The 20,383-nt window shown below is 45.5% G+C and carries 21 protein-coding genes; 14 read left to right on the plus strand and 7 right to left on the minus strand.

The window, feature by feature from the left end:
• Positions 1-165 precede the first annotated feature (165 nt).
• On the minus strand, positions 166-417 hold the full coding sequence (locus tag QUA99_RS00885) for a hypothetical protein (RefSeq protein ID WP_333234540.1): 252 nt from the start codon (positions 415-417) through the stop codon (positions 166-168).
• 86 nt (positions 418-503) lie between these two features.
• Between QUA99_RS00885 and QUA99_RS00890 the strand changes: the two genes are divergently transcribed.
• Both QUA99_RS00890 and QUA99_RS00895 read left to right on the plus strand, forming a co-directional pair.
• On the plus strand, positions 504-1,115 hold the full coding sequence (locus QUA99_RS00890; RefSeq protein ID WP_333234541.1) for a LysE family translocator: 612 nt from the start codon (positions 504-506) through the stop codon (positions 1,113-1,115).
• 3 nt (positions 1,116-1,118) lie between these two features.
• Positions 1,119-1,346, plus strand: coding sequence for an SRPBCC domain-containing protein (locus QUA99_RS00895; protein WP_333234542.1), 228 nt, complete (start codon positions 1,119-1,121; stop codon positions 1,344-1,346).
• 485 nt (positions 1,347-1,831) lie between these two features.
• On the opposite strand, the gene QUA99_RS00900 is transcribed toward QUA99_RS00895, so the two are convergent.
• On the minus strand, positions 1,832-2,353 hold the full coding sequence (locus QUA99_RS00900) for a hypothetical protein (protein WP_333234543.1): 522 nt from the start codon (positions 2,351-2,353) through the stop codon (positions 1,832-1,834).
• A 544-nt stretch (positions 2,354-2,897) separates the two neighbouring features.
• On the opposite strand from QUA99_RS00900, the gene QUA99_RS00905 reads away from it, so the two are divergent.
• The 4 genes from QUA99_RS00905 (at position 2,898) to psbM (ending at position 7,522) form a co-directional block, all read left to right on the plus strand.
• Positions 2,898-4,283 carry a TIGR03279 family radical SAM protein gene (locus tag QUA99_RS00905; RefSeq protein ID WP_333234544.1) on the plus strand — a complete coding sequence of 462 codons (1,386 nt, stop codon included), beginning with the start codon at positions 2,898-2,900 and terminating at the stop codon, positions 4,281-4,283.
• Between the two features lie 141 nt (positions 4,284-4,424).
• A complete protein-coding gene (locus tag QUA99_RS00910) occupies positions 4,425-6,320 on the plus strand; it encodes a TolC family protein (protein WP_333234545.1) in 1,896 nt (631 codons plus the stop codon).
• Between the two features lie 497 nt (positions 6,321-6,817).
• On the plus strand, positions 6,818-7,114 hold the full coding sequence (locus QUA99_RS00915) for a 2Fe-2S iron-sulfur cluster-binding protein (protein WP_333234546.1): 297 nt from the start codon (positions 6,818-6,820) through the stop codon (positions 7,112-7,114).
• 294 nt (positions 7,115-7,408) lie between these two features.
• Complete coding sequence (gene psbM / locus QUA99_RS00920; protein WP_333234547.1) at positions 7,409-7,522, plus strand: photosystem II reaction center protein PsbM; 114 nt, start codon at positions 7,409-7,411, stop codon at positions 7,520-7,522.
• A gap of 121 nt (positions 7,523-7,643) precedes the next feature.
• On the opposite strand, the gene QUA99_RS00925 is transcribed toward psbM, so the two are convergent.
• Complete coding sequence (locus tag QUA99_RS00925) at positions 7,644-8,495, minus strand: universal stress protein (protein ID WP_333234548.1); 852 nt, start codon at positions 8,493-8,495, stop codon at positions 7,644-7,646.
• A 142-nt stretch (positions 8,496-8,637) separates the two neighbouring features.
• Here QUA99_RS00925 and QUA99_RS00930 point away from each other — a divergent pair, with 142 nt between their 5' ends.
• The 4 genes from QUA99_RS00930 (at position 8,638) to QUA99_RS00945 (ending at position 12,943) form a co-directional block, all read left to right on the plus strand.
• Positions 8,638-9,138 (plus strand): thioesterase family protein, encoded by a 501-nt coding sequence (locus tag QUA99_RS00930; RefSeq protein ID WP_333234549.1) that lies wholly within the window; start codon positions 8,638-8,640, stop codon positions 9,136-9,138.
• Between the two features lie 142 nt (positions 9,139-9,280).
• Positions 9,281-10,345: a DMT family transporter gene (locus tag QUA99_RS00935; protein ID WP_333234550.1), complete on the plus strand. Its 1,065-nt coding sequence runs from the start codon at positions 9,281-9,283 to the stop codon at positions 10,343-10,345.
• A gap of 19 nt (positions 10,346-10,364) precedes the next feature.
• Positions 10,365-11,540 (plus strand): ATP-grasp domain-containing protein, encoded by a 1,176-nt coding sequence (locus QUA99_RS00940; RefSeq protein ID WP_333234551.1) that lies wholly within the window; start codon positions 10,365-10,367, stop codon positions 11,538-11,540.
• 464 nt (positions 11,541-12,004) lie between these two features.
• Complete coding sequence (locus QUA99_RS00945; RefSeq protein WP_333234552.1) at positions 12,005-12,943, plus strand: hypothetical protein; 939 nt, start codon at positions 12,005-12,007, stop codon at positions 12,941-12,943.
• Positions 12,944-13,160: 217 nt separating this feature from the next.
• On the opposite strand, the gene QUA99_RS00950 is transcribed toward QUA99_RS00945, so the two are convergent.
• From QUA99_RS00950 to QUA99_RS00960, 3 genes are all read right to left on the minus strand, one after another.
• Positions 13,161-14,117 carry a DUF6282 family protein gene (locus QUA99_RS00950; protein ID WP_333234553.1) on the minus strand — a complete coding sequence of 319 codons (957 nt, stop codon included), beginning with the start codon at positions 14,115-14,117 and terminating at the stop codon, positions 13,161-13,163.
• A gap of 68 nt (positions 14,118-14,185) precedes the next feature.
• Positions 14,186-15,091 carry an alpha/beta hydrolase gene (locus tag QUA99_RS00955; protein WP_333234554.1) on the minus strand — a complete coding sequence of 302 codons (906 nt, stop codon included), beginning with the start codon at positions 15,089-15,091 and terminating at the stop codon, positions 14,186-14,188.
• 14 nt (positions 15,092-15,105) lie between these two features.
• Positions 15,106-15,552, minus strand: a complete 447-nt coding sequence (locus tag QUA99_RS00960) for a SufE family protein (protein WP_333234555.1) — start codon at positions 15,550-15,552, stop codon at positions 15,106-15,108.
• Between the two features lie 196 nt (positions 15,553-15,748).
• Here QUA99_RS00960 and QUA99_RS00965 point away from each other — a divergent pair, with 196 nt between their 5' ends.
• The 3 genes from QUA99_RS00965 (at position 15,749) to QUA99_RS00975 (ending at position 18,801) form a co-directional block, all read left to right on the plus strand.
• Positions 15,749-16,747 carry an iron ABC transporter permease gene (locus tag QUA99_RS00965; protein WP_333234556.1) on the plus strand — a complete coding sequence of 333 codons (999 nt, stop codon included), beginning with the start codon at positions 15,749-15,751 and terminating at the stop codon, positions 16,745-16,747.
• A gap of 147 nt (positions 16,748-16,894) precedes the next feature.
• Positions 16,895-17,680 (plus strand): ABC transporter ATP-binding protein, encoded by a 786-nt coding sequence (locus QUA99_RS00970; RefSeq protein ID WP_333234557.1) that lies wholly within the window; start codon positions 16,895-16,897, stop codon positions 17,678-17,680.
• 215 nt (positions 17,681-17,895) lie between these two features.
• The gene (locus QUA99_RS00975; protein ID WP_333234558.1) at positions 17,896-18,801 is read left to right on the plus strand and encodes an ABC transporter substrate-binding protein; all 906 of its coding nucleotides are present in this window, start codon (positions 17,896-17,898) and stop codon (positions 18,799-18,801) included.
• Positions 18,802-18,955: 154 nt separating this feature from the next.
• Here the strand turns inward: QUA99_RS00975 and QUA99_RS00980 are convergent, their stop codons facing one another.
• Complete coding sequence (locus tag QUA99_RS00980; protein ID WP_333234559.1) at positions 18,956-19,321, minus strand: hypothetical protein; 366 nt, start codon at positions 19,319-19,321, stop codon at positions 18,956-18,958.
• Between the two features lie 325 nt (positions 19,322-19,646).
• Between QUA99_RS00980 and QUA99_RS00985 the strand changes: the two genes are divergently transcribed.
• Positions 19,647-20,375 carry a response regulator gene (locus QUA99_RS00985; RefSeq protein ID WP_333234560.1) on the plus strand — a complete coding sequence of 243 codons (729 nt, stop codon included), beginning with the start codon at positions 19,647-19,649 and terminating at the stop codon, positions 20,373-20,375.
• The last annotated feature ends 8 nt before the right edge of the window (positions 20,376-20,383 follow it).

Here is a 20,383-nt window from a genome sequence, read left to right on the forward strand (position 1 = left end):
TTTTCCGTCATTTATTAGCAATAAAATTAGAACCTTTTCCCTCACGTAATTATCGTCAGACTCTTTTAGTAGTTTAACGAGTCTCTGTTTTTGATTTTGAGATAGATGGTTTTTGGCTGGCATACACTATAACTAATGATTGCTTATTTTTTTATATTATACAATCTAGCTGCGTCTCAGCTTAATATATTTCTCGATCGAATTTAAGGCTGCAATCCGACCGGGGGAGTAATAATTGTAAGCAGCTTGCCACCCCGCATCTTGTAAACCTGCCCTAGCTTGGCCATAAGACATATTTTTTGCTAGAGTAGGTAGCTCTTGTGCCGCAACAGAAATGCAACTGCAAACGATCGATTCAATGGATAGGGCGATCGCACCCAAGAAAAGGCGATGCCAGCCAAGAGACCTGCGTTTCATTGACTTTTCTCAGCTAAAAAATCTACACCTGTTAGTTATAGGAAATGTTCGACAGTTAGTTTCCGGATTTGAAAGTAGTTAGCGATATGAACTTTAGTAGTATTGTAGCATTATTCTGTGCTATGACCGTCTTGGCTGCTATTCCCAGCATCAGCGTATTGGCTGTTTCCACTCGATCGGCCGCATTTGGATTTATTCACGGTGTTTTTACCACCCTAGGAATAGTAGTTGGTGACATCATTTTCATCCTGATAGCCATTTTAGGTTTATCGCTGCTTGCGGAAAAGATGGGAAACCTATTTTTTCTCATCAAATATCTCGGCGGGGCTTATCTCATATGGTTGGGAATAGGTTTGTGCAGGTCAAAATTGCAGGATGTAGAAGCGGCGGAAGTTGTTAAATCCTCTTGGCTGTCCAGTTTTTTAACGGGACTGTTTATTACATTAGGCGACCAAAAAGCAACTTTATTTTATTTGGGATTTTTTCCAGCTTTTATCGATCTTTCCAGAATATCTTATTTTGATACCGCGATCGTCATTGCAATTGCTATAGTATCTGTAGGTGGTGTAAAACTTGGTTACGCACTCGCGGCCGATCGAGCTAGATTGCTGATTAGTTCTAAAATCAGGAAAGGCATCAACATTGCTGCTGGCTGCGTCACGATCGCGGTGGGAATATTTTTGATAATAAAAGCATAGATTATGACAACATTTTCAATCCAAAAACAAATATCGATCGATGTGCCGCCAAGCGTTCTATTTGACGCGCTGACTAACTCCGACAAAATCGTCCAATATTATCCACTGAAAGAAGTTCGATCGACTTGGGAAGTTGGTAGCGAGATTATTCTCAAGGGAAGTAATGGAGACAGAAATTTTACGGATTATGGAACAATTGAAATCTTATTGCCTAATGAAAAAGTTCAGTAGAGGTACTGGAGCGACAATCACGGTACGGCCAGAGTGCCAGAAAACTATTTAACTATTTGCTATACGCTCCATGAAGCCTATCGTAAAACTATCCTGGAGGTGGAACACAAAAACTTTAAGTCGGAAAAGATGTATTTTGCACTGCTCGATTTTTGGGATTTTTTGCTGTCAAAACTCAAAAACTATGTCGAACAAAAGTAAGAGTTGAATGGTGAATCTCCTCAGAAACAGATGCTTGATTGTTTTCGTTTTAAGCCCGCAACTAAGCAAGAGTGAAGCAAACTATGTCAATCCCGAAAAAAGGAACAAGAAAAATACAGCAGTTTCAGGTATCTGAGGTACAGAGAAACCCGGTTTCTTTAAGAAACCGGGTTTCTGGAATGTACTTCATAAAGGGTGCAATCTGCTGTAATTGTTGATGGAGAGCCTTTCATCTGGCTAATCCGAAGACAAGCTACTAATATGCAAGCAGACTGCGGTTAAGGTTATCGTAGCTGTTTAATAATTTCATTCATTTTCTCCAGGACGATCTCTTTGGCAAACTGTCTTGGCTCTTTTCCATACTTTTTAGCTGTTGCTTCAAAGAGCTGTTTGTCTTCCAACTTATCGAATTGGAAGCAAAATAGCTCTGGTGGCGCATCTGAGTAAGTAAAAGTCCAGAGTTGATCTATTTCATATTCATTAGGCTTACTTGTAGCTGAAATTTGTGCAACAGACAAAACTTTGTATGTAAACTCATAAAGCGTTTTGCCCTCTACAACGTATCGCTCTACATTAGGATATCTTGTGAATTGCTTCTTTAAACGATCCCTTACAACATCAGGTTTGACAATCCTTTGAACCTGGATCGCTTCTTCAACACAGCTTCTCAAACCCTTTTCCCATACTTTGTCAAATCTCTGAATTCTCTCAGAATCAGCAAGTAGTTCTTTTTTATCTCCAAAGACACGAGACGATCCAAGGTGTACTATTCTTGCCTTTACTTCAGCGAAGATGTGAATCTTCATAAATGGTATTACCCTGCGCTTGTATGGAACTGTCCAAAAGTGGCAATTTATACCGAATTAGAGCGGTCTAATGCCGCGTATGCCGTAATGATACTATACCTAGCCAGAGTGCGATCGCGTTTAATGTAGAGATGTGGTAAAACCAATAAACATGAAACTTTCTCTAAATATTGGAGAACAATAGGGACTGACAACTTGCGTTTCTGCACCCCGGAGGGATTAAAAACGCACGTGGAGAGATAATAAGACCGCTGGCGGTAAATCTCGGTGAAGTGTCAAAAACCCCCGACCTAAAAGGTCGGGTAGTATATCAATTGCCTACTGGCAAGTAGATTGTATCATAATTATATGGTGACTAAATACACGCAACAGACTCTTTAAAAGCTTGCGGGTTGTCATCGATCGCCCTTCACAAACACCTATTTTTCCCTACTGATATCGCTTGACAAACAATATAAATCGTGCTAGAGTTTGAGGCTGAGTTAAAATAAAAAATAAATTTTAAACGGCAATTTATCGAAATTGAAAAAGCAAGCGCGATCGTATGAGCGAATCCTCAATTAAACCAGCCCTAATCACCAAAGTTATCCCCGACAGCATCGGCGCCGAAATGGGATTTGAACCAGGAGACTCAATCGTCGCCGTCAACGGTCAAAAACCCCGCGATTTAATTGACTATCAATTCCTGTGCGCAGATGAATTTCTAGAATTAGAAGTTTTAGATGCCAAAGGCAAAACTCACAAGTTGGAAATAGAAAAAGATTATGACGAAGACTTGGGAGTGGAATTTGAAACGGCTCTCTTCGATGGACTAATTCAGTGCAACAACCGCTGCCCTTTTTGCTTTATCGACCAGCAGCCTCCGGGAAAGCGCGAAACTCTCTATCTCAAAGATGATGACTACCGCCTCAGCTTTCTTTACGGTAGCTATCTCACTCTCACAAATCTGACTCAAAAAGAGTGGGACAGAATCGAACAAATGCGGCTTTCTCCTCTCTATGTTTCGGTGCACGCTACGGAACCGGAAGTGCGAATTAGGCTGTTGAAAAATCTCCGCGCTGGCAAGATTTTAGAACAAATCAAATGGTTTCAAGAACGCCGCTTGCAAATTCACGCTCAAGTAGTTGTTTGTCCGGGGATTAATGACGGCGAACATTTAGAACGCACTTTGTTAGATTTGGCAAGGTTTCATACCGGAAATATTCCCGCTGTCGCCTCGGTGGCTGTAGTGCCGGTGGGCTTAACTCGCTTTCGCCCTGCCGAAGATGAACTAATTGCAGTAACTGCGGAAAAAGCGCGAGAAGTAATCGAGCAAGTGCAGAAAATTCAAGTGCTTTTAAGTATAGGAAAAGGCGGCGGAAAGCCGAAAAGGAAGAACTCAAAATCGCGGTGCATTTGGCTGGCTGACGAGTGGTTTTTAATAGCTGGTTTAGATTTGCCATCGGCTGCTGATTACGAAGATTATCCGCAAATTGGTAACGGTGTGGGATCTATCCGCCAGTTTATCCAGCAGTTTGAAACGGCTTTTGAAAAGCTGCAACCGATGCCAGTTAATCCGCCGCGAAAGTTGGTTTGGGTGGTGGGGAATGCTGTAGAAAAAGCTTTTGAGCCGATCGTACAACAACTAAACCAAATTCCCGGCTTGTCCGTCAACATGGCAGCACTTTGCAGCAGCTACTGGGGACAAACTATCACTGTTACGGGTTTGCTCACCGGGCAAGATTTACTCGAAGCTTTGCAGGGGAGAGACTTGGGAAACGGCATCCTGCTGCCGTCGGTGATGCTAAAACAGGGGGAACCGCGTTTTCTCGACGACATGACCCTCGAACAGCTCGCCAGCTTGCTGAAAACCCGGATTTTGCCGGTTAGCGGAGTAGAGGAACTAATCTCGACGGCGATCGGTCTGGCAACTGCTGAAGTTAAATTCTAAATTTTGAATCGAACATTCAAAAGTTAAGATGAGTAGGGTAATTGTGACTTGTAACCGTCGAGTTCAGGCTACAGACTAGAAACTTGAGACCTCAATCTTGCTCTAAAATTGTCTCTAGGATTGCAGAGTAATTAAAAAATTATGCGTGTTTTTCGTCAAATCATCGTAGTCGGAGTGGGCGCTGCAATTACTTTCAGCAACGCCGCACAGAGTGCTTCAGCACAGTCTCCGGCTCAATCTCAGGACAGTTTGGCCCTTAGCAATCAGCTCGAATTAGGGCAGAATGTTCGATCGACCTCGAACACAGCGACAGAATCAGCATCACAGGCCCAACAGTCGATCGCCCTTAACCCTCAAACCTCCGAGTCTCAGCAGCCAGGGGGAGCAAATATCGCATCAACTCCCCCAACCGGGCCTTCGCTTGCATCAAAGCCTCAACAGGCGGCTCCGGCTTCCCCATCAACTCTGTCTCAGGCCGGTGCAACACCTCTAAGAGGTTTGGGGCCGACAGACGCTCAGCAGCCTTCCCCGAACCCTCTCAACAATGTTCCGGTGCCGAGTTCCCCGGTACCAATTCTCCGGGGCACTCCGAACGAAAGTTTCCCCCCTCTCCCTCCGAAGGGCATTTTAGACACCAAGCCTCCGGCTTCCCTGGAACCCAACCCGAATCCGCTGCAGTTTCCGACAAACCCCGAGGATGTCACGATCGAGCAAACAGAGTCAATTACCTTGCAGCAGGCGATCGATCTCGCCCGCCGCAACAGCCAAGTTTTGCAAATAGCCGGACAGCAAGTGGAACAAAGCAGAGCAGCTTTGCGCGAACAGCAAGCTGCTCTCTATCCCGACCTCAATTTTCAAATGGATGCCAGCCGTTCTGTCAGTGCCGGCGGAGAACTCGGAATCCGGGCTAACCAGCGCCGCCTCAACGCTGCGGCTAACCGAACCGGGCAGCCCGCCCTCCAAGCCGGCACAAATTTCGGCAGCAACAGTCTCAACAGCACTTTGCAGTTGAGCTACAACATCGATTTGTTCGGAGCCCGGAACGCGAACATCCGCGCGGCTGAGGAACAGTTGCGCCTTCGGGAACTGGATGTGGAACGCCAAGCCGAGGAACTCCGCTTCGACACTGCTGAGGCTTACTACACCTTGCAAAACGCGGACGGACAAGTTGCCATCCGCCAAGCTTCGGTCAGAAATGCCCAGCAAAGTTTGCGGGATGCCGAAGCCCTGGAACGGGCAGGGGTAGGAACCCGGTTTGCTGTGTTGCAGGCTCAGGCAAATTTGGCTAACGAAGTGCAACAACTGTCAGTGGCCCGCCGCGATCAGCGAGTTGCCCAGCGGCGTCTGGCTGAGATTTTGAATATCAGCCAGTCAGCGAACTTGACAGCGGCTGACCCGGTAGAGCAAGCGGGGTCTTGGAGGCTGTCTTTGGAAGAGAGTATCGTGCAGGCTTTTAAGAATCGCCCCGAGTTGGAACAGCAGTTGGTGCAGAGGGATATCAGCAAGCAGCAGAGGCGAGCGATTCAGGCAGGGCGTTTGCCTCAACTGAGTGTTGGGGGTAGTTACAACGTACTGGGACAAGACCCTGATAACCCCGATCCGTATACTTCTCGCGGGTGGGCAGACGGGTATTCGATCCGGGCGAGTCTGACTTGGAGTATCTTCGACGGGGGCGCGGCGAACGCCCGGGTGAAACAGCGGGATGCGGATATTGCGATCGCTGAAAGTCGATTTGACCAACTCCGCAACCAAGTGCGCCGGGAAGTCGAACAAGCTTATTTTGGCTTGGAGTCGAGTTTTGAGAATATCGAAACTTCTGAGGCGGGGGTTTTGCAGTCGAGGGAAGCTCTGCGTTTGGCCAGACTGCGCTTTCAAGCTGGTGTGGGTACTCAGACGGATGTGATTCAGGCGGAAACAGATTTGACTAGGGCTGAGAGAAACCGATTGTCGGCAATAGTCACCTACAACCTGGGACTTTCGTCTCTCCAGCGGGCTGTGAGCAATCTTCCCACGAATAACCTCTCGGATGCTCCTTGAGATTCGGTTGGGACGATTCCCTACGGGATAGCTACGCTTCACGACATTTCAGGGCCAGCGGCATTGGGCATTGGGTATCGGGCAACTCAAATACCACTAAGACTCAGAAACCGGGTTTCTGGGCAAAATATTGGTTTGGCGACCAGAAATTTAGGAATCAACCGGGTTTCTGACCGCAAGTAATTAGGTCCGGAGCCAGAGGATTCATCCGTGGAGGGAGAAAAAAAGCTCCGAATCATCTTGTACTCGCCCCCGGATTCATCCGTGGGGTCGATTCTAAAATCTAAAATCTAAAATCTAAAATCTAAAATCGATTGACCCCGCGCGCCCAGTCTCCTGTCAAAATCACCAATTCAAAAATCAGGAATGCCATTGTTGCATTTTGAGTTGCCCCGCGACCAATTTCCACTTTCTGGGCCCTAAATATTCTTAATAACCGAAACATTAGTTAATATTTTTTAATAAAGACTCGCGTTTACCGCCCTAGGGAATCAGCAATGGCTAATATCAAGTTTGTGAAGGAAAATCAGGAAGTCATCGCAGCAGACGGAGCCAATTTGAGGCTCAAAGCTCTAGAAAACCGCATCGATTTGTACACGTTTTCGGGAAAGATGATGAATTGCGGGGGCTACGGTCAATGTGGCACCTGCATTGTGGAAATTGTCGAGGGAAGTGAAAATCTGTCGCCCCGCACTGACTTTGAGAACCGCAAGCTCAAAAAAAAGCCGGAAAACTATCGGTTGGCTTGTCAAACTTTGGTCAACGGCCCGGTGAGTGTGAAGACTAAGCCGTGACTCTCAGAAGGCAGAAGGCTAGAGATGATAGAGATGCAGAAGGAAAGAAAAATTCAGAATGCAAGAATTTTGTTTTTTTTTCCTATTTCACTGTATAATTAATCGTTTTGCCGACCTAGGAAAAGAAAGTTGGTTTCTAGGACAAATAAAAGGTTGGGCTGCGAGGCACTCACACAGAAACCGGGTTTCGTCGCCCATCTGCAAGTCCTCCTTTTGTCTTCGAGTTTGCCTTTTGCCTTTGAGTGATATCCTAGTTGTGTGTTTTCCTATTTTCCGATAGAGGCGGGCGTCTTCATGGAAGTTAACGAATTAGGGTTTGTGGCAACCATTCTGTTTGTATTGGTTCCCAGCGTTTTTCTAATCATTCTGTACATTCAAACGGCTAGCCGTCAAGGCAGACAAGATTAGCAACTGCTGCTATTTTTGTCTGGCGCAAGCTGGTTGCAAAAAAAAGCGCCTCAGCAAAAAGCTGTTGGCGCTTTTTTTGTTAACTGGTTAATGTTGGCTGCGAACTCTTAGCAATTAAAGTTTAACCGACTGTGCGGGCTAGCAAGACGGGACAGTTGGCGTAGACTCGCACGTAGTCTGATAGGGAATTTCCCAGGAGTCGATCGAGATCCACAAAGTTTTTGGCAACGTTGGGCCGCCGATCCGGGGAACCGATTACCAACAAGTCTGCACTCAAGTCGTCTGCAATCCGACAAATTTCTTCCCCAGGCTTGCCTGTGGCACTGACGCAGCGGTAGCTAATTCCCATTTGTTTCGCGAGTGCTACAGCAGGGGCTAATACGGGGTCTTTTTCAGCATTTGCTGTTAAATCTTCGGTGGCTTTTCCAGTCAAATCTTTGGTGACGTGTACTAGAATTATCTGTCCCCCGCTGACTTCTTTGACAAAAGATAGGGCTAGTTCTAAGGATTGTTTGGCGGATTCGGATTGATCGACGGCCACCATGACGCGCTTGATTCTTTTGACGTAGATGTCGTCTTTTACTAACAGCATCGGTCGGGATGTTAGCTGGAACACGTACTGGCTGACTGAGTTTTCCAAAATCGATTGCAGCCGCCCGAGTCCCCGCGAACCCATAATTACTAAGTCGGATTGTTCTTCTTCTGCAACTTGGCAAACTGTGGTTTTCGGGTCTCCCTGTTTGAGCCGGGGGTTGACTTTGCTGGGATCTATTTTCAAAGACTGGACTGCTTGTGCTAAAATCTTGCCTCCTTCTTCCAACTTCTCGGCCATGCCGTCGGAGGTTACTTGGGGCGGCACGACGTGCAAGACGGTGACAGAGGTTTGTTGCAAGGAAGGGATGTCCATCAACATATTAAACATCTCTTCGCACAAGCCGCGACCGGCTACGGCTACTAAAATTTTTTCGATCATGGTTTTGGCGGTAAAAACAGTTGAGTTTTCTTGTGCGACGCTCTAACTAGAACGTTGGTACTCTGGCTGGTTAATGTCAAGCATAAGCCTGAAATTTGCTTTATGATTTGTAGAAATGTAGCGTTTTGGAACGATTTGTAAAGTGTTAGAGAACGATCGAACTCAACCAGAACTCGCACCGGCTGGTGTCATTCAAAATCGCCGCGGGATGGACTCTGAGGGCTGGTTTGAATATTTGGTGCGAGTGTACCCTCACCATACTGACTACAGCGGTGTGGTTTGGCACGGGACTTATCTGGCTTGGATGGAGGAAGCTAGGGTGGAAAGTTTGCGCTCTCTCGGCATTGAGTATGCCGACTGGGTGGCGCAGGGTTTGGAATTGCCCGTGGTGGAACTTTCGCTGCGCTACCACCGCTCTGTACAAATGGGTCAATCTGTGGCAGTCAGAACGCGGATAGCTGCTAGCGAGGGTGTGCGGCTGCTTTGGGATTACGAAATTCGATCGGCTGATACTCAGGAGTTATATGTGACGGCACAGGTAACTTTGGTTGGTGTCGATCGCGACAAGGGTAAGATTATCCGCCAATTGCCGCCGGCGCTAAAGGAGGCTTTGACAAGGCTTTCTGTTAAACCTTCAACCTAAGCTGCTGTTAACTATACAAAATAGTTTGTGCAGCCCTAGTAAGTAGAGTGCGTGACTTTTGAGTCACTCCCTTCGCCGCCCAAATTTTCTTTCGTCACGCACCCTACACAACATCCTTCTGCCTTCATTGGAACTTTTAATAATGTCAAAAAAACTGGGATTGCCAGAGCAAAATATTGAACTTCGGCGCAATGTTTTGGATGATAATGAGTTAAATTCTGCCTTAATAACTGAAGAAAAGACAAGTATTGTTTCTGGAAGCCCGGACAATTTTAAAAATGGTGAATTAGCTGAGAGTCAAGGTAAATTTTGGGCGATCGCATCGCTGTCGGCGGCGCTGCTAGCGGTGTCGCTGGCTGCGATTTTTATTAGGTTGAGCGAACGGGAAATCAGCCCGAATGCTACTGTTTTTAACCGTTTGTGGATAGCAACTGTAGTATTTGGAGTGTGGAATGGTGCGGGTGCTGCGCGTCGCCGAATGTCTGGGGCACAACTTGAAGAGCGATCGAACTACACTCTGCAGGATGTGATGCTGTTAACAGCGGTAGGCGTGGTTTCTTCTGCTTCTGTGGGTTTCTGGGCCTGGTCACTGAGTCAGACTAATGTCGCTAATTCTACTGTACTGCGAAACTTAACTCCTTTATTTACTACTTTGGGGGGATGGCTGCTGTTGGGGCGGCGCTTTGACAACAGGTTTTTGGTGGGACTGGCGGTGGCTTTATCCGGCGCAATTGCGATCGGCATGGACGATTTGCAAGCTGTGAGAGACAATTTTGCCGGTGACATTGCTGCTCTTTTATCGGCGATGTTTTATGCAGGAAATCTGCTAATTTCAGAACATTTGCGAACCAAGTTTCCGGCAACAACTATATTGATATGGCGATGTTTCATTGGCAGTATATTGGTTTTGCCACTGGTTCTGCTTGCGGGCGATCGAGTTTTCCCTTATTCTTGGCAGGGATGGCTGACTGTAATTGCTTTGGCGGTGATTTGCCAAGCTTTCGGTCAGGGACTGCTTATCCACAGTCTAGGTCGTTTGTCGTCGGGATTTGTAGCTTTTTTCCTGCTGCTAGAGCCCGTAATTACCGCTATTATGGCTTGGGTGCTTTTTTCGGAAAGTTTGAGCTTGTTTAATTGGTTTGCTTTTTCTGTGGTTTTGGCTGGAATATATTTGGGAAAATCTAGCGATTCTGTAGCTCAAAAATGAAATAAAAAAAAATACTTAAATGAATCCAACATCAATTAACCTGAATCGCTGGCATTATGACTTTAGTTTGTTGCCTCAATATTTGGAGGTGCTGTTTGCTAAATTGCGGATTGCTGTAGTGTTCGGCGGCGACTGCGAGCGCCCCGGCTCTGTGATTTACAAAACTCACAATCCCCGCGCTTGGAAGAGTTACGAAATCGTCGCCCGCGAAATTGCTAAAGCATTAGCAGAAATTGGTTTTCAGCAAGTCTTTGTCCTGCCAGATGACATGAAGTTAGCCGAACAACTAAAACAAAAAAATATCCATTTAGTGTGGCTGAATACTGGCGGAGTCCAGGGCTACAATCCTGTTTGTCACACTCCCGCTTTGTTAGAAATGTTGGGAATGCCTTATGTGGGTCACAATCCTTTAAACAGTTCAACTTTAGATAACAAACACGCTTTTAAACGGGAACTAAAATCAGTCGGAATTAAAACCGCTCCTTTTATGACTTGGCATCCTTCTCAAGGGATTTTGCGTCCTAATTTGCACGAGCGTTTTGCCATTGCCTTCGGCGAGTATCAAGGGCCTTTTGTTGTTAAACCCGTATCCGGCCGCGCTTCGCTGCACGTTCATTTTGTAGACAATATTGAGGGTTTGTCTCAGGCAGTTTCGGAAGTTCACCGAGCAACTCACAATACTGCTTTAATTGAAAAATATTTGCCGGGACGAGAATTTTGTGTAGCGGTTTGCGGCTATGTTACTTATGCTAAAGGCGGTTTCTCTAAAAATACAAAACCATTTGCTTTTTCGACAATCGAGCGGGTGCTGGAGCCTGACGAACGTATCTTTACTTCTATGGACCGAAAAGCAATTACGGCAGATCGAGGACGGTTGATGGGGAGCGAGGAACCGGAACTCAAACAAAAGTTAATTGAGTTAGCTCGAAAAATTTATTGGGAGTTTAGTTTGAATAGTTTGGTGCGGATTGATGTCCGAAATGATGCTGATGGCTCGCTTTATGTTTTGGAAGCAAATCCCAAACCGGATCTGAAACACCCAGGGGAAAATGTGACGAGTTTGGTGGCTTTAGGTTTGGGGGAATACGGGATGAGTTATAACGATTTAATTTTTAGTTTATTGGCGGATAGGTTGGATTATTTGTTGACTCAGCATATCGAAATTATTCCTCATATTGTGGATTTGCTTCATTAATCGGACTTGCAGGGTGCGCTGCACCTTACCTGTAAACAAAAGGTATTTGTAAAGAAATATAAATTGTTGAGCCAAGTGAACACAGGCTGGCAAGTTGTGATAGCTTTGAGTAATATCAATTCCAATTGCACTCAGAAATGATTGTTGACTTTTGACCGAAAGCATCCAGGATACAAGCCCCCGGATTCATCCGTCCAGAAATAAAAAACCTGTATCCGATAAAGGATCCCCCGAATTTATCCGTGGGGTCAATGCTTCAATTCTTTAATCTCAAATCTCAAATCTCAAATCGATTGACTGTTGGCTGTTGACTCGGAGTCGCCAAACTGAATGCTTGAGTATTAACTGTTGACTCGATTTTATTATTCCGATGCAACCGGAAACGATATAAGATAGCGATTTGTGGATCTCCATTTTGTTGTCAGCATCAAAATCACTCAATTTATATTAATTAGATAAAACAAATGGAAGCATTACTTTTATTCATAGGATTTGGAGGCGGGGCATTAATCTGCTGGCTAATTTTGAATAAGCGAAATTCACGCAATTTGGTGCGGATGCAGGGTTCGCAGGAGGCTATCTCGAATTTGGCTGCTCAGTTGGAAGCCCGAAATTCGGAATTGCGCCAAAAGGTGCAGAATGAAAATCAGCTAAATTCTGAATTGTCCCAGTTGCAAAGTCGGTTGGAAACTGTGACTCGCGAGCAAGAATTGTTAAAAAATCAAGTGTCAGAAATGGAAGAATTTTTTGCAGGAATTGCCCGGGATAGATCGCAAATTGATGCTCTGATTGCTGATTTGCAGTTTCAGCTAGAAAATGCTCAACAAGCTGAGTCCCAGTTAGCAGAAGTGGCAGAACTTAAAGAGCAGTTAGAAGTTGCGGATCAGGAGCGATCGCAACTTAACGCTCAATTGCTGGAAATGCAAGCAGAGTTAGAGACGGTGGATGCAGAACGTTCTCAATTTCACGCTCTGCTGTCGGAATTTGAGAGTCAGTTGGAAACGGCTAGCCAAAGCAGATTGCAGCTACAGTACCAGTTGTCGGAAATTCAAATTAAGTTCGATCGCTCCATTCAAGACCGGCAGCAACTTCAGTCTCAACTGTCGGGTTTGCAAACTCAACTGGAATTGGTCACAGAAGAGCGATCGAAACTGCAATCCCAGTTAGAAACAGCTAACAGAGAGCGATCGTACCTTTACTCTCAAATCTCGGAATTTCAAAGTCAAATCGATACAGCTAATCAGGCTCAAAATCAACTGCAATCTCAAGTAGGGGAATTAGAAAATCATTTAGAAACCGTCTATCAAGAACGTTGGCAGCTAAATTCGCAGCTATCCCAATTGCAAACCAACTCCCCAGCGGGCGAGCCAGAATCTCCAGAACCTGAAGTAGGTGCTACTTGACTAGAAATCCCAGAGAGGACAAAAGGGGAGCATCTCAATGAAAGCAGCCAAGCTAGAAATTGGAGTTTTGAGGCAGGAGGCAGGAGGCAGGAGGCAGGAGGAAAGAGGAAGAAGAAAGGAGCAAGAAGAAGTGTTTTTACAAATATGAGATGCTCCCGGACAAAAGTCCTCAGTACAAGCTTGAGAATAGTTAGGCAATCGGACATAATATTTACTCCTAAATTCCTAACAATCGCGCTGGATTTTCCTGCATCATTAAATCAATTTCACGCTGAGAAATACCTTCCGCTCTCAATTTTTCAACAAATAATTTGTAACCTTCAGCAGGTAAAGGATCGGGTTTCCTTCCTAAATCCGTACTGAGAACAAAATGCTGGGCTCCGATTAGTTTAATCGCTGCTGCCATTTTACTAATAGAAACTTGATGCCAGTTTTTGTGTCCGTCATCAGCGGCATTTTCTCCCATCAAATCGTTGACAAATGCGAGTTCTAAGAAAGCTCCGGCTGCGGCGGCTGTTTGCATATTTTCTAGGGACAAACCCGGTACATCAGCCATTGCGTGGGTAATCAGGATGTTCTTAATGTTGAGCAGGTTGGCTTCAGCTACAACTGCCATGACTTCTTCTGAGGAAATATGACCGGTTTCCAATACCAAATTCTCTTTTGCTACAACCTTCAGCACCGCTGATGTTTCGGGTAAAACCTTGCCATTTTCCGCAACTTTAATCCCCCTTCCCGACTTGTGAAAAACCTGCAAGTGATGCTCAGCATCAACGGTTGGTAGCCATACTACTTTACCGTATTTGCCACCGATCCGGTGCATTGCATCAACAGCGTCGGGATTAATGCCACCTACCGAATGATTGAGAACAACTCCTCCGAAAACTTGGATTTCTGGTACTATTTTATTAACCAAAACTGCCCGCGCTGCTGTACTTGCAAAGTGATTTTTCAATACCACAGCTTTCATCTGCGACCTAGCAGCTAATTTCGCTACTTCAAAATCATCCAACCTGCGAGGAATCACATCAGGAGAAGAATGAATGTGAAAGTCGATCGCACCTTCGATCGTACTCTTTGGCAAATTGACCATCTGCCAATCTCCGACAGCATAAACTGGCAGACAAAACCAACAGCAAACAATCCAAACTAACGTTAAAAAAACAGCTTGCATTCATCCCCTCTTCCCTTCTCCCCTCTGCGTTCTCTGCGCCCTCTGCGGTTCATCCCCTCTTAATTCTCTCAAATAAAAGATTGAACCGCATTTGCCAAAGCTGCTGCATTTTCTTCGTGCATTCCCAAAGAACCAGGAATAACTAGCGATTCAACACCCGGTAATTCCGTTAATGCTTCCATTTCAGCCTTTGATTTTGGCGGCGCATTTTCAGCAATTACAACCATCACCGGCACTGCTAATTGTTGAAAATTATCTGTAAATTCCGATCGCACTTTTGCCGGATCTAAACCACCAGTCACAAAGGCAGCGGAACCGTATCGAGCACCGGGTTTTTGCGTCACTTGCCATTTGCCTTGAATGAAATCGGGCGTGACTTTAGCCGCATCCGCGTAGACATGACGGCGGTACATGAAACTGAGGAATGACGGCGCAGTGTTGAGTTTGTATAGGAATTGTCCCAGTAAGGGCGATCGTACTAATTCTCTCACAATTCCGTGCCACCCGCTTTGCTGTTTGCTCATCGTCGGCAAAGGCCCCCGCCAAGTCGGCGCAGCTAACACAATCTTTGACCAAACATTGGGCTGTGATTGCGCTAATTGCATCACATAACCCGCAGCGTGACCTGCCGCAACTACAGCAACCGGACTGTTAAAAATTGCCTCAACAAAATCTTTGAGAAATTGATGGTATAATTGCGGTTGATAGTCGGTGCGCGGGCGATCGGATTCGCCGAAACCCGGCCAATCTAAGCTCACAACTTGAAATTTAGGAGCCAACAATTCTGCTAAAGGACGCATTTCTTCTCGCGTCGAAACCGTACTGAAGGCAGGCAGAAGCAATACTGGATTTCCCTCTCCTCTGGTTTCGTAAATAACTTTAATTTGCGTTTCTTTCCAATTCCACAGATATTCTTGGACCGCCGCAGGATAGTTGCCAGAACCTGATTTTGTTAAATTTGTAGTTTGAGTCATGACTGTTTATTCTTTTAATTTGCTTCGGCTTGCTTGCTCAATTCACAAGCAAGTGCCTTATTTTTCATCATTTGAAAGATGTTGTAAAATCCGTTAGCGCGGGAAGGTGTCAGACTCACATTCAATCCCGTGTCTTGAATGAAATCTGGGGTAATGGTGACAATTTCAGCAGGCGTTAATCCGCTCAAACCTTCCACCAGCAAGCCAACTAATCCTTTGACTAACTGAGCGTCTGAATCGCCTTGATACAGAACTTTTCCGTCTGCCAAATTTGCAGTAATATAAACTTGCGACACGCAGCCAGAAACTTTGTTTTCCGGCAGTTTATCGCTTTCGGGAAATGCTGGGAGTCGCTTGGCATACCACAGCAGTTGTTCGTAGCGCTGTTTCGGATCGGAGTGTCGCTGAAAGCGCTGAACGATTTTAGCTAGGGCTGGCGGTAGCGCGGTGTTTGCGGACATGATTCACTGGTAGCGGTTTACTTCGTTGATATTATACATTTAATTTTGGCTGCGGGTGCGATCGCCTGCTCAGGATCTCCCACAGAAGCCGTCTTCAGGTGAATCGGTTATTGTTATTGTAGTTAACGAGTTCGAGCGTTCAAAACAGAGGAAATATGGTACTTAGTGCTGTTAATCAAGATTGTGGTGTAATCTAGTGAATCTCCCAAAAATCTGGCTAAAATATCGAGTTTTTCAGGCAGTTTTATTCTTAGGATTGAGTTTGCTGTTAACCATCGCCCTTTCGCTTTCTTTTGGTGCGGTGCCGATGAGTGCCGATCAATTGTGGCAAGCATTTCTGCACCGAGGTGATGCTGTAAATCAAACTATTTTCTGGGAATTGCGTTTGCCAAGAGTTGCGGCAGCGCTGACGGTTGGTGCGGCTTTAGGAATGTCGGGGGCTTTGCTGCAAGGTTTGCTCCGCAACGGTTTAGCCGATCCTTTTGTATTAGGAATTTCGGCGGGTGCAGGGTTGGTTGCGATTACCATGCTGACTTTGGGAATATTTCAAACTTGGGTGCCTTTGGCGGCTTGGATAGGTGCTATTTTAACTTCGATGCTGGTCTACTTTTTGGGAAAAACTAAAACGGGGATTTCTGTGGAACGTTTGGTTTTAGCTGGTGTGGCTGTGAGTTCTCTGTTTGGGGCAATACAAACTACACTGTTGCTGTTAGCTGAAGACAGCCGCTTGCAAGCTGCTTTGAATTGGTTGATCGGCAGTTTGAACGGTCGCGGTTGGTCGGATTTGCAGGTGGCGGCACCTTATATTTTGGCTGCTTTGCTGTTAGGATGTTTTTTGGGGCGATCGATAAATTTGCTGGCTTTGGGCGATGATTTAGCTGTGGGTTTGGGGGTTTCGCTGGTACGATCGCGCTTGTTGATTGGTGGTGTTGCTACTTTGCTAGCTGCGAGTGCTGTCAGCATCGGGGGATTGATTGGTTTTGTGGGATTGGTTGTGCCTCACGGGGTGCGTTTGTTGGTTGGTAATGATTATCGGTTTGTGTTGCCGCTGAGTGCGATCGGCGGTGCTTGGGTGTTGACTTTTGCTGATTTTTTGGCACGTTTGGGTGCGGTAGAATTGCCTGTGGGTACGGTTACGGCTTTGTTGGGTTCTCCCCTGTTTGTCTGGCTGCTTTATCGGCGTTCTAGTTATTAATAAGAAGGAAGAAGGAAGAGGGAAGAGGGAAGAAGGAAGAAGGAAGAGGGAAGAGGGAAGAGGGAAGAGGGAAAAAGGAAGATGAAAAATTAATTACTGATTACCGATTGCCCATAACCAATTACCAATTACCAAATACAATATACAATGTCTTTAGAAATTCAAAATTTAACTGGTGGTTACGGCGAAGTTGCGATCGCCCGCAACATCACTTTATCTTTACAACCTGGTGAGTGGTTGAGTCTCATCGGTGCCAACGGTTCTGGTAAGTCTACTTTCTTGAAATTAGTTAGCCGCATCCTAACTCCGCAGCAAGGAAGTGTGTTGCTTGACGGCAAAGCAATTCATGCTCAACCTGCTGCTGTTGTAGCTCAAAAATTAGCGATTTTGCCGCAGCAGCAAACAGTACCGGAAGGTTTGACGGTAAGGCAATTAGTTAGTTTGGGGCGTTCTCCTCATCAGGGTTGGTGGCAGTGGGAATTGAGCAAGGAAGATGCGGAAAAGGTGGAAGTTGCGATCGCTCAAACTGGGATTGAGGAATTTCGCGATCGCCCCGTCGAACAACTCTCAGGAGGCGAACGCCAGCGCGCTTTCCTCGCCTTAGCGTTGGCTCAAAACCCGCAAGTTTTGCTGTTAGATGAACCTACGACTTATTTAGATATTTGCTATCAATTGCAATTGTTAGAACTGCTTAACCAACTCAATCACGAACACAACTTGACGATTATTACAGTGCTGCATGAAATTAATTTAGCTGCTAGGTACAGTTCGCGGATTGCTATGTTAAATAAAGGGGAACTTTTTTGTGTAGGAACTCCCGCACAAGTTTTAACTCCTGATAATTTAGCTCAGATTTTTGGCGTAGAAGCTATCATTTTAGAAACTTCTGTAGGCTTGCAGATTTGTGCGATCGCCCCTGTCTCCCAAATTTAGTATATTCATACTTCGTGTAATAATCCTGGACGCATGGGCCAGAAACCGGGTTTTTGACGAAAATACGTCGTTGTAGCCCCCAGATTCCCTAAAAACCCGGTTTCTTTGGACAGCAGACTATTGATATTTAAATCATTCAGCGCTAAAGTGCGATCGAACTTCCCGTCAGTTCTGTCTCAACCTGGTTTAAACTCGCTGTAACTCCAGCCTAAACTATGTACAAAACTTTTTTTTATCGTACCGCTATCCTGTTGCTGAGTTTAGCATTTACCGCTTGCTCCGCCGCCACTTCACCACAAATTCAGCCATCAACTCCTGCTGGTTCGCCAGTTAATCAATCACAAACAACTAACAGCGAATCAGCACAAAAATTTGTAGCTTTAACACCTTTAACCGCCGATATTATCCATCAACTCGACCCAACCAAACTTGTAGGAATTCCCGGCAGCGCATTAGTCAGCAGCAACCCCAAATTTAAAGGGATTACCGCAGTCACTGGCGAACGCACCCCTCCTAATTTGGAAAAAATCATCGCATTGAAACCGGATTTGGTGGTAGGTGCGTCGGGATTTCACGACCAAACAATGCAAAAATTGCAACAGCTTGGAATTAAAACCTTACTCACTCAAGTTGATAGCTGGAAATCCCTAGAAGAGTTAACAACCACTTTAGCTAAATCCCTCAATACAAATCCCGAACCTCTGTTAAAACGCTACCAAACATTTTTAGCAGACATCCCGAATCAAAGCCCCGCCACTTTAGTTTTGGTAAGCAGACAACCGATTTTATCGCCGAATCAAAGCAGTTGGGCTGGAGATTTGCTGGGTAAGTTTAACGTGAAAAATATCGCAGCCCAACTGCAAGGAGATAGCCCCATGCGAGGCTACATAACGCTTTCAGCGGAAAAGGTTTTAGAGGCTAATCCTGAAGTAATCATTATAGTCGATCGGGGAGAAGGAATTTTAGACCAATTTAAATCTGATTCATTTTGGAATCAACTAACAGCCACAAAAAATAATCGAGTTTACGTTTTTGACTACTACGGATTGGTCAACCCTGGGAGTATCGAAAAAATTGAACAAGCTACTGCTCAACTTAAACAAGTTCTCGCTAAAAAGTAGAGACCCGATTTTGAGAGATAAAAAATCTCTAGAAATCCTGCAACAAATTGACTGCAATTTCTCTAAAAGTGAGAAAGCTAAAGGCACTCAAAAAGCGCCCAGCGATCGGAAACCTGGTTTTTAAGCCTGACATTCCTATGCTGTCGGATCGCCCTCAAGAAGCTAGATCCAGAGGCGGCAAACCGCGCAACTGCCGCAGCGAGTTGATACACATCTGACAGTCGCAGCCAAACAGCGCCACCGCCTCATCGCTTTCTTCTTCCGAAAAATCCAGCATCGCCACCTGTTCTTCACCCGGGCGCTGCCAACTAATTCTCGGCTTAGAAGCCGCAGCAGGAGACTTGCCAGGAAGCCGCACGCAAGTCAGGCGCTGAGTGTGGGGCGATCGCACGCAGCGGGGCGAATCAGCCGATTGGCTTGGTGTTTCGCCAATTTGAGCGGGATTTGCGATCGCGCTTAAAGACATCAAAGATCCAAACAGCGTCGGACTTACAAGTAAAGTGAGGAGCAATCTATTCATTTGTCGTCCTTAAGAACTTTAACGTATACAGTAGCCGATTATCTGTTGCAATTCAACAAGGTTTTCGTCCGACATCAGTACGATTTGCCGTTATTAAGGCTTAAAAGCCGAATATTTGCCGCCCAAACTTTCAACAATTATCCGCGTATTAGCAACTAGCATTTTCTGATAAGTATCACCTTGGCTCCCGATTTTAAGATTTGTTGCAATTTGAGTTAATTTAGCTTGCCAGTGATAGCAAATTTACCCAATGCGGGTAAACTGATTTCAGCAAGGACAACTCGAAGCAGCGAACAAGTTTACCTCAAAAACCAAGTGGGGAGTGATGAGTACAGTTTTGGTGGTGGAGGATTCCCGCAGCCAGCGGGAGTGCATTTCACATCAGTTGAGATGCAGCGGATTGAATGTAATTCAGGCATCTGACGGTGTGGAAGCGCTGGCGAAAATTGAGAAAAATTGCCCAGATTTAGTATTGTTAGATGTCATAATGCCCCGTCTAGACGGCTACGGCGTTTGCCGTTTAATTAAAGCTAATCCCGAAACTCGGAATATACCGATCGTATTTTTAACAGGGAAGGGACAGCAGTTCAGTTTATTTTCGAGGGCGATCGATCGCGCTGAGGCTTATGTTAGCAAACCTTGGCAGCCGAGGGAACTTTTGGCAACAATCAAAAAAGTTTTGCTCAATGCCAATATTAAGTTCGATCGAGCTTCAGCGGACGCTTGGACAGAATACGGAATTTTAAACTTAAGTACAGTCGAACTGTATCAAAGCCATGCCGATGCTTGGACAAAATACAGCGCTCAAATTATTAAATTGTACGATTCCAGCTTAGCCGCTTTCGAGCAAGCTTTGGCAATTGAACCGAGTCACTCGAATGCCAACAAGTATCGCAACCGAGTTCAGACAATCCGGACAATTTTGATGAAAAAATTAGAGCAAACTAAACCTTGCAAAGTCTGCGATTATTATTACGGTAGGGACGGGATAAACTGTGCAGTTCATCCGGCTGGGCGCCCTCAAGAACTGTGTCGCGATTGGGAATTAAATTAAATAAACTG

Origin of the sequence: Microcoleus sp. F10-B2 (genome assembly GCF_036704965.1) — a bacterium.
Classification (GTDB): domain Bacteria; phylum Cyanobacteriota; class Cyanobacteriia; order Cyanobacteriales; family Microcoleaceae; genus Microcoleus.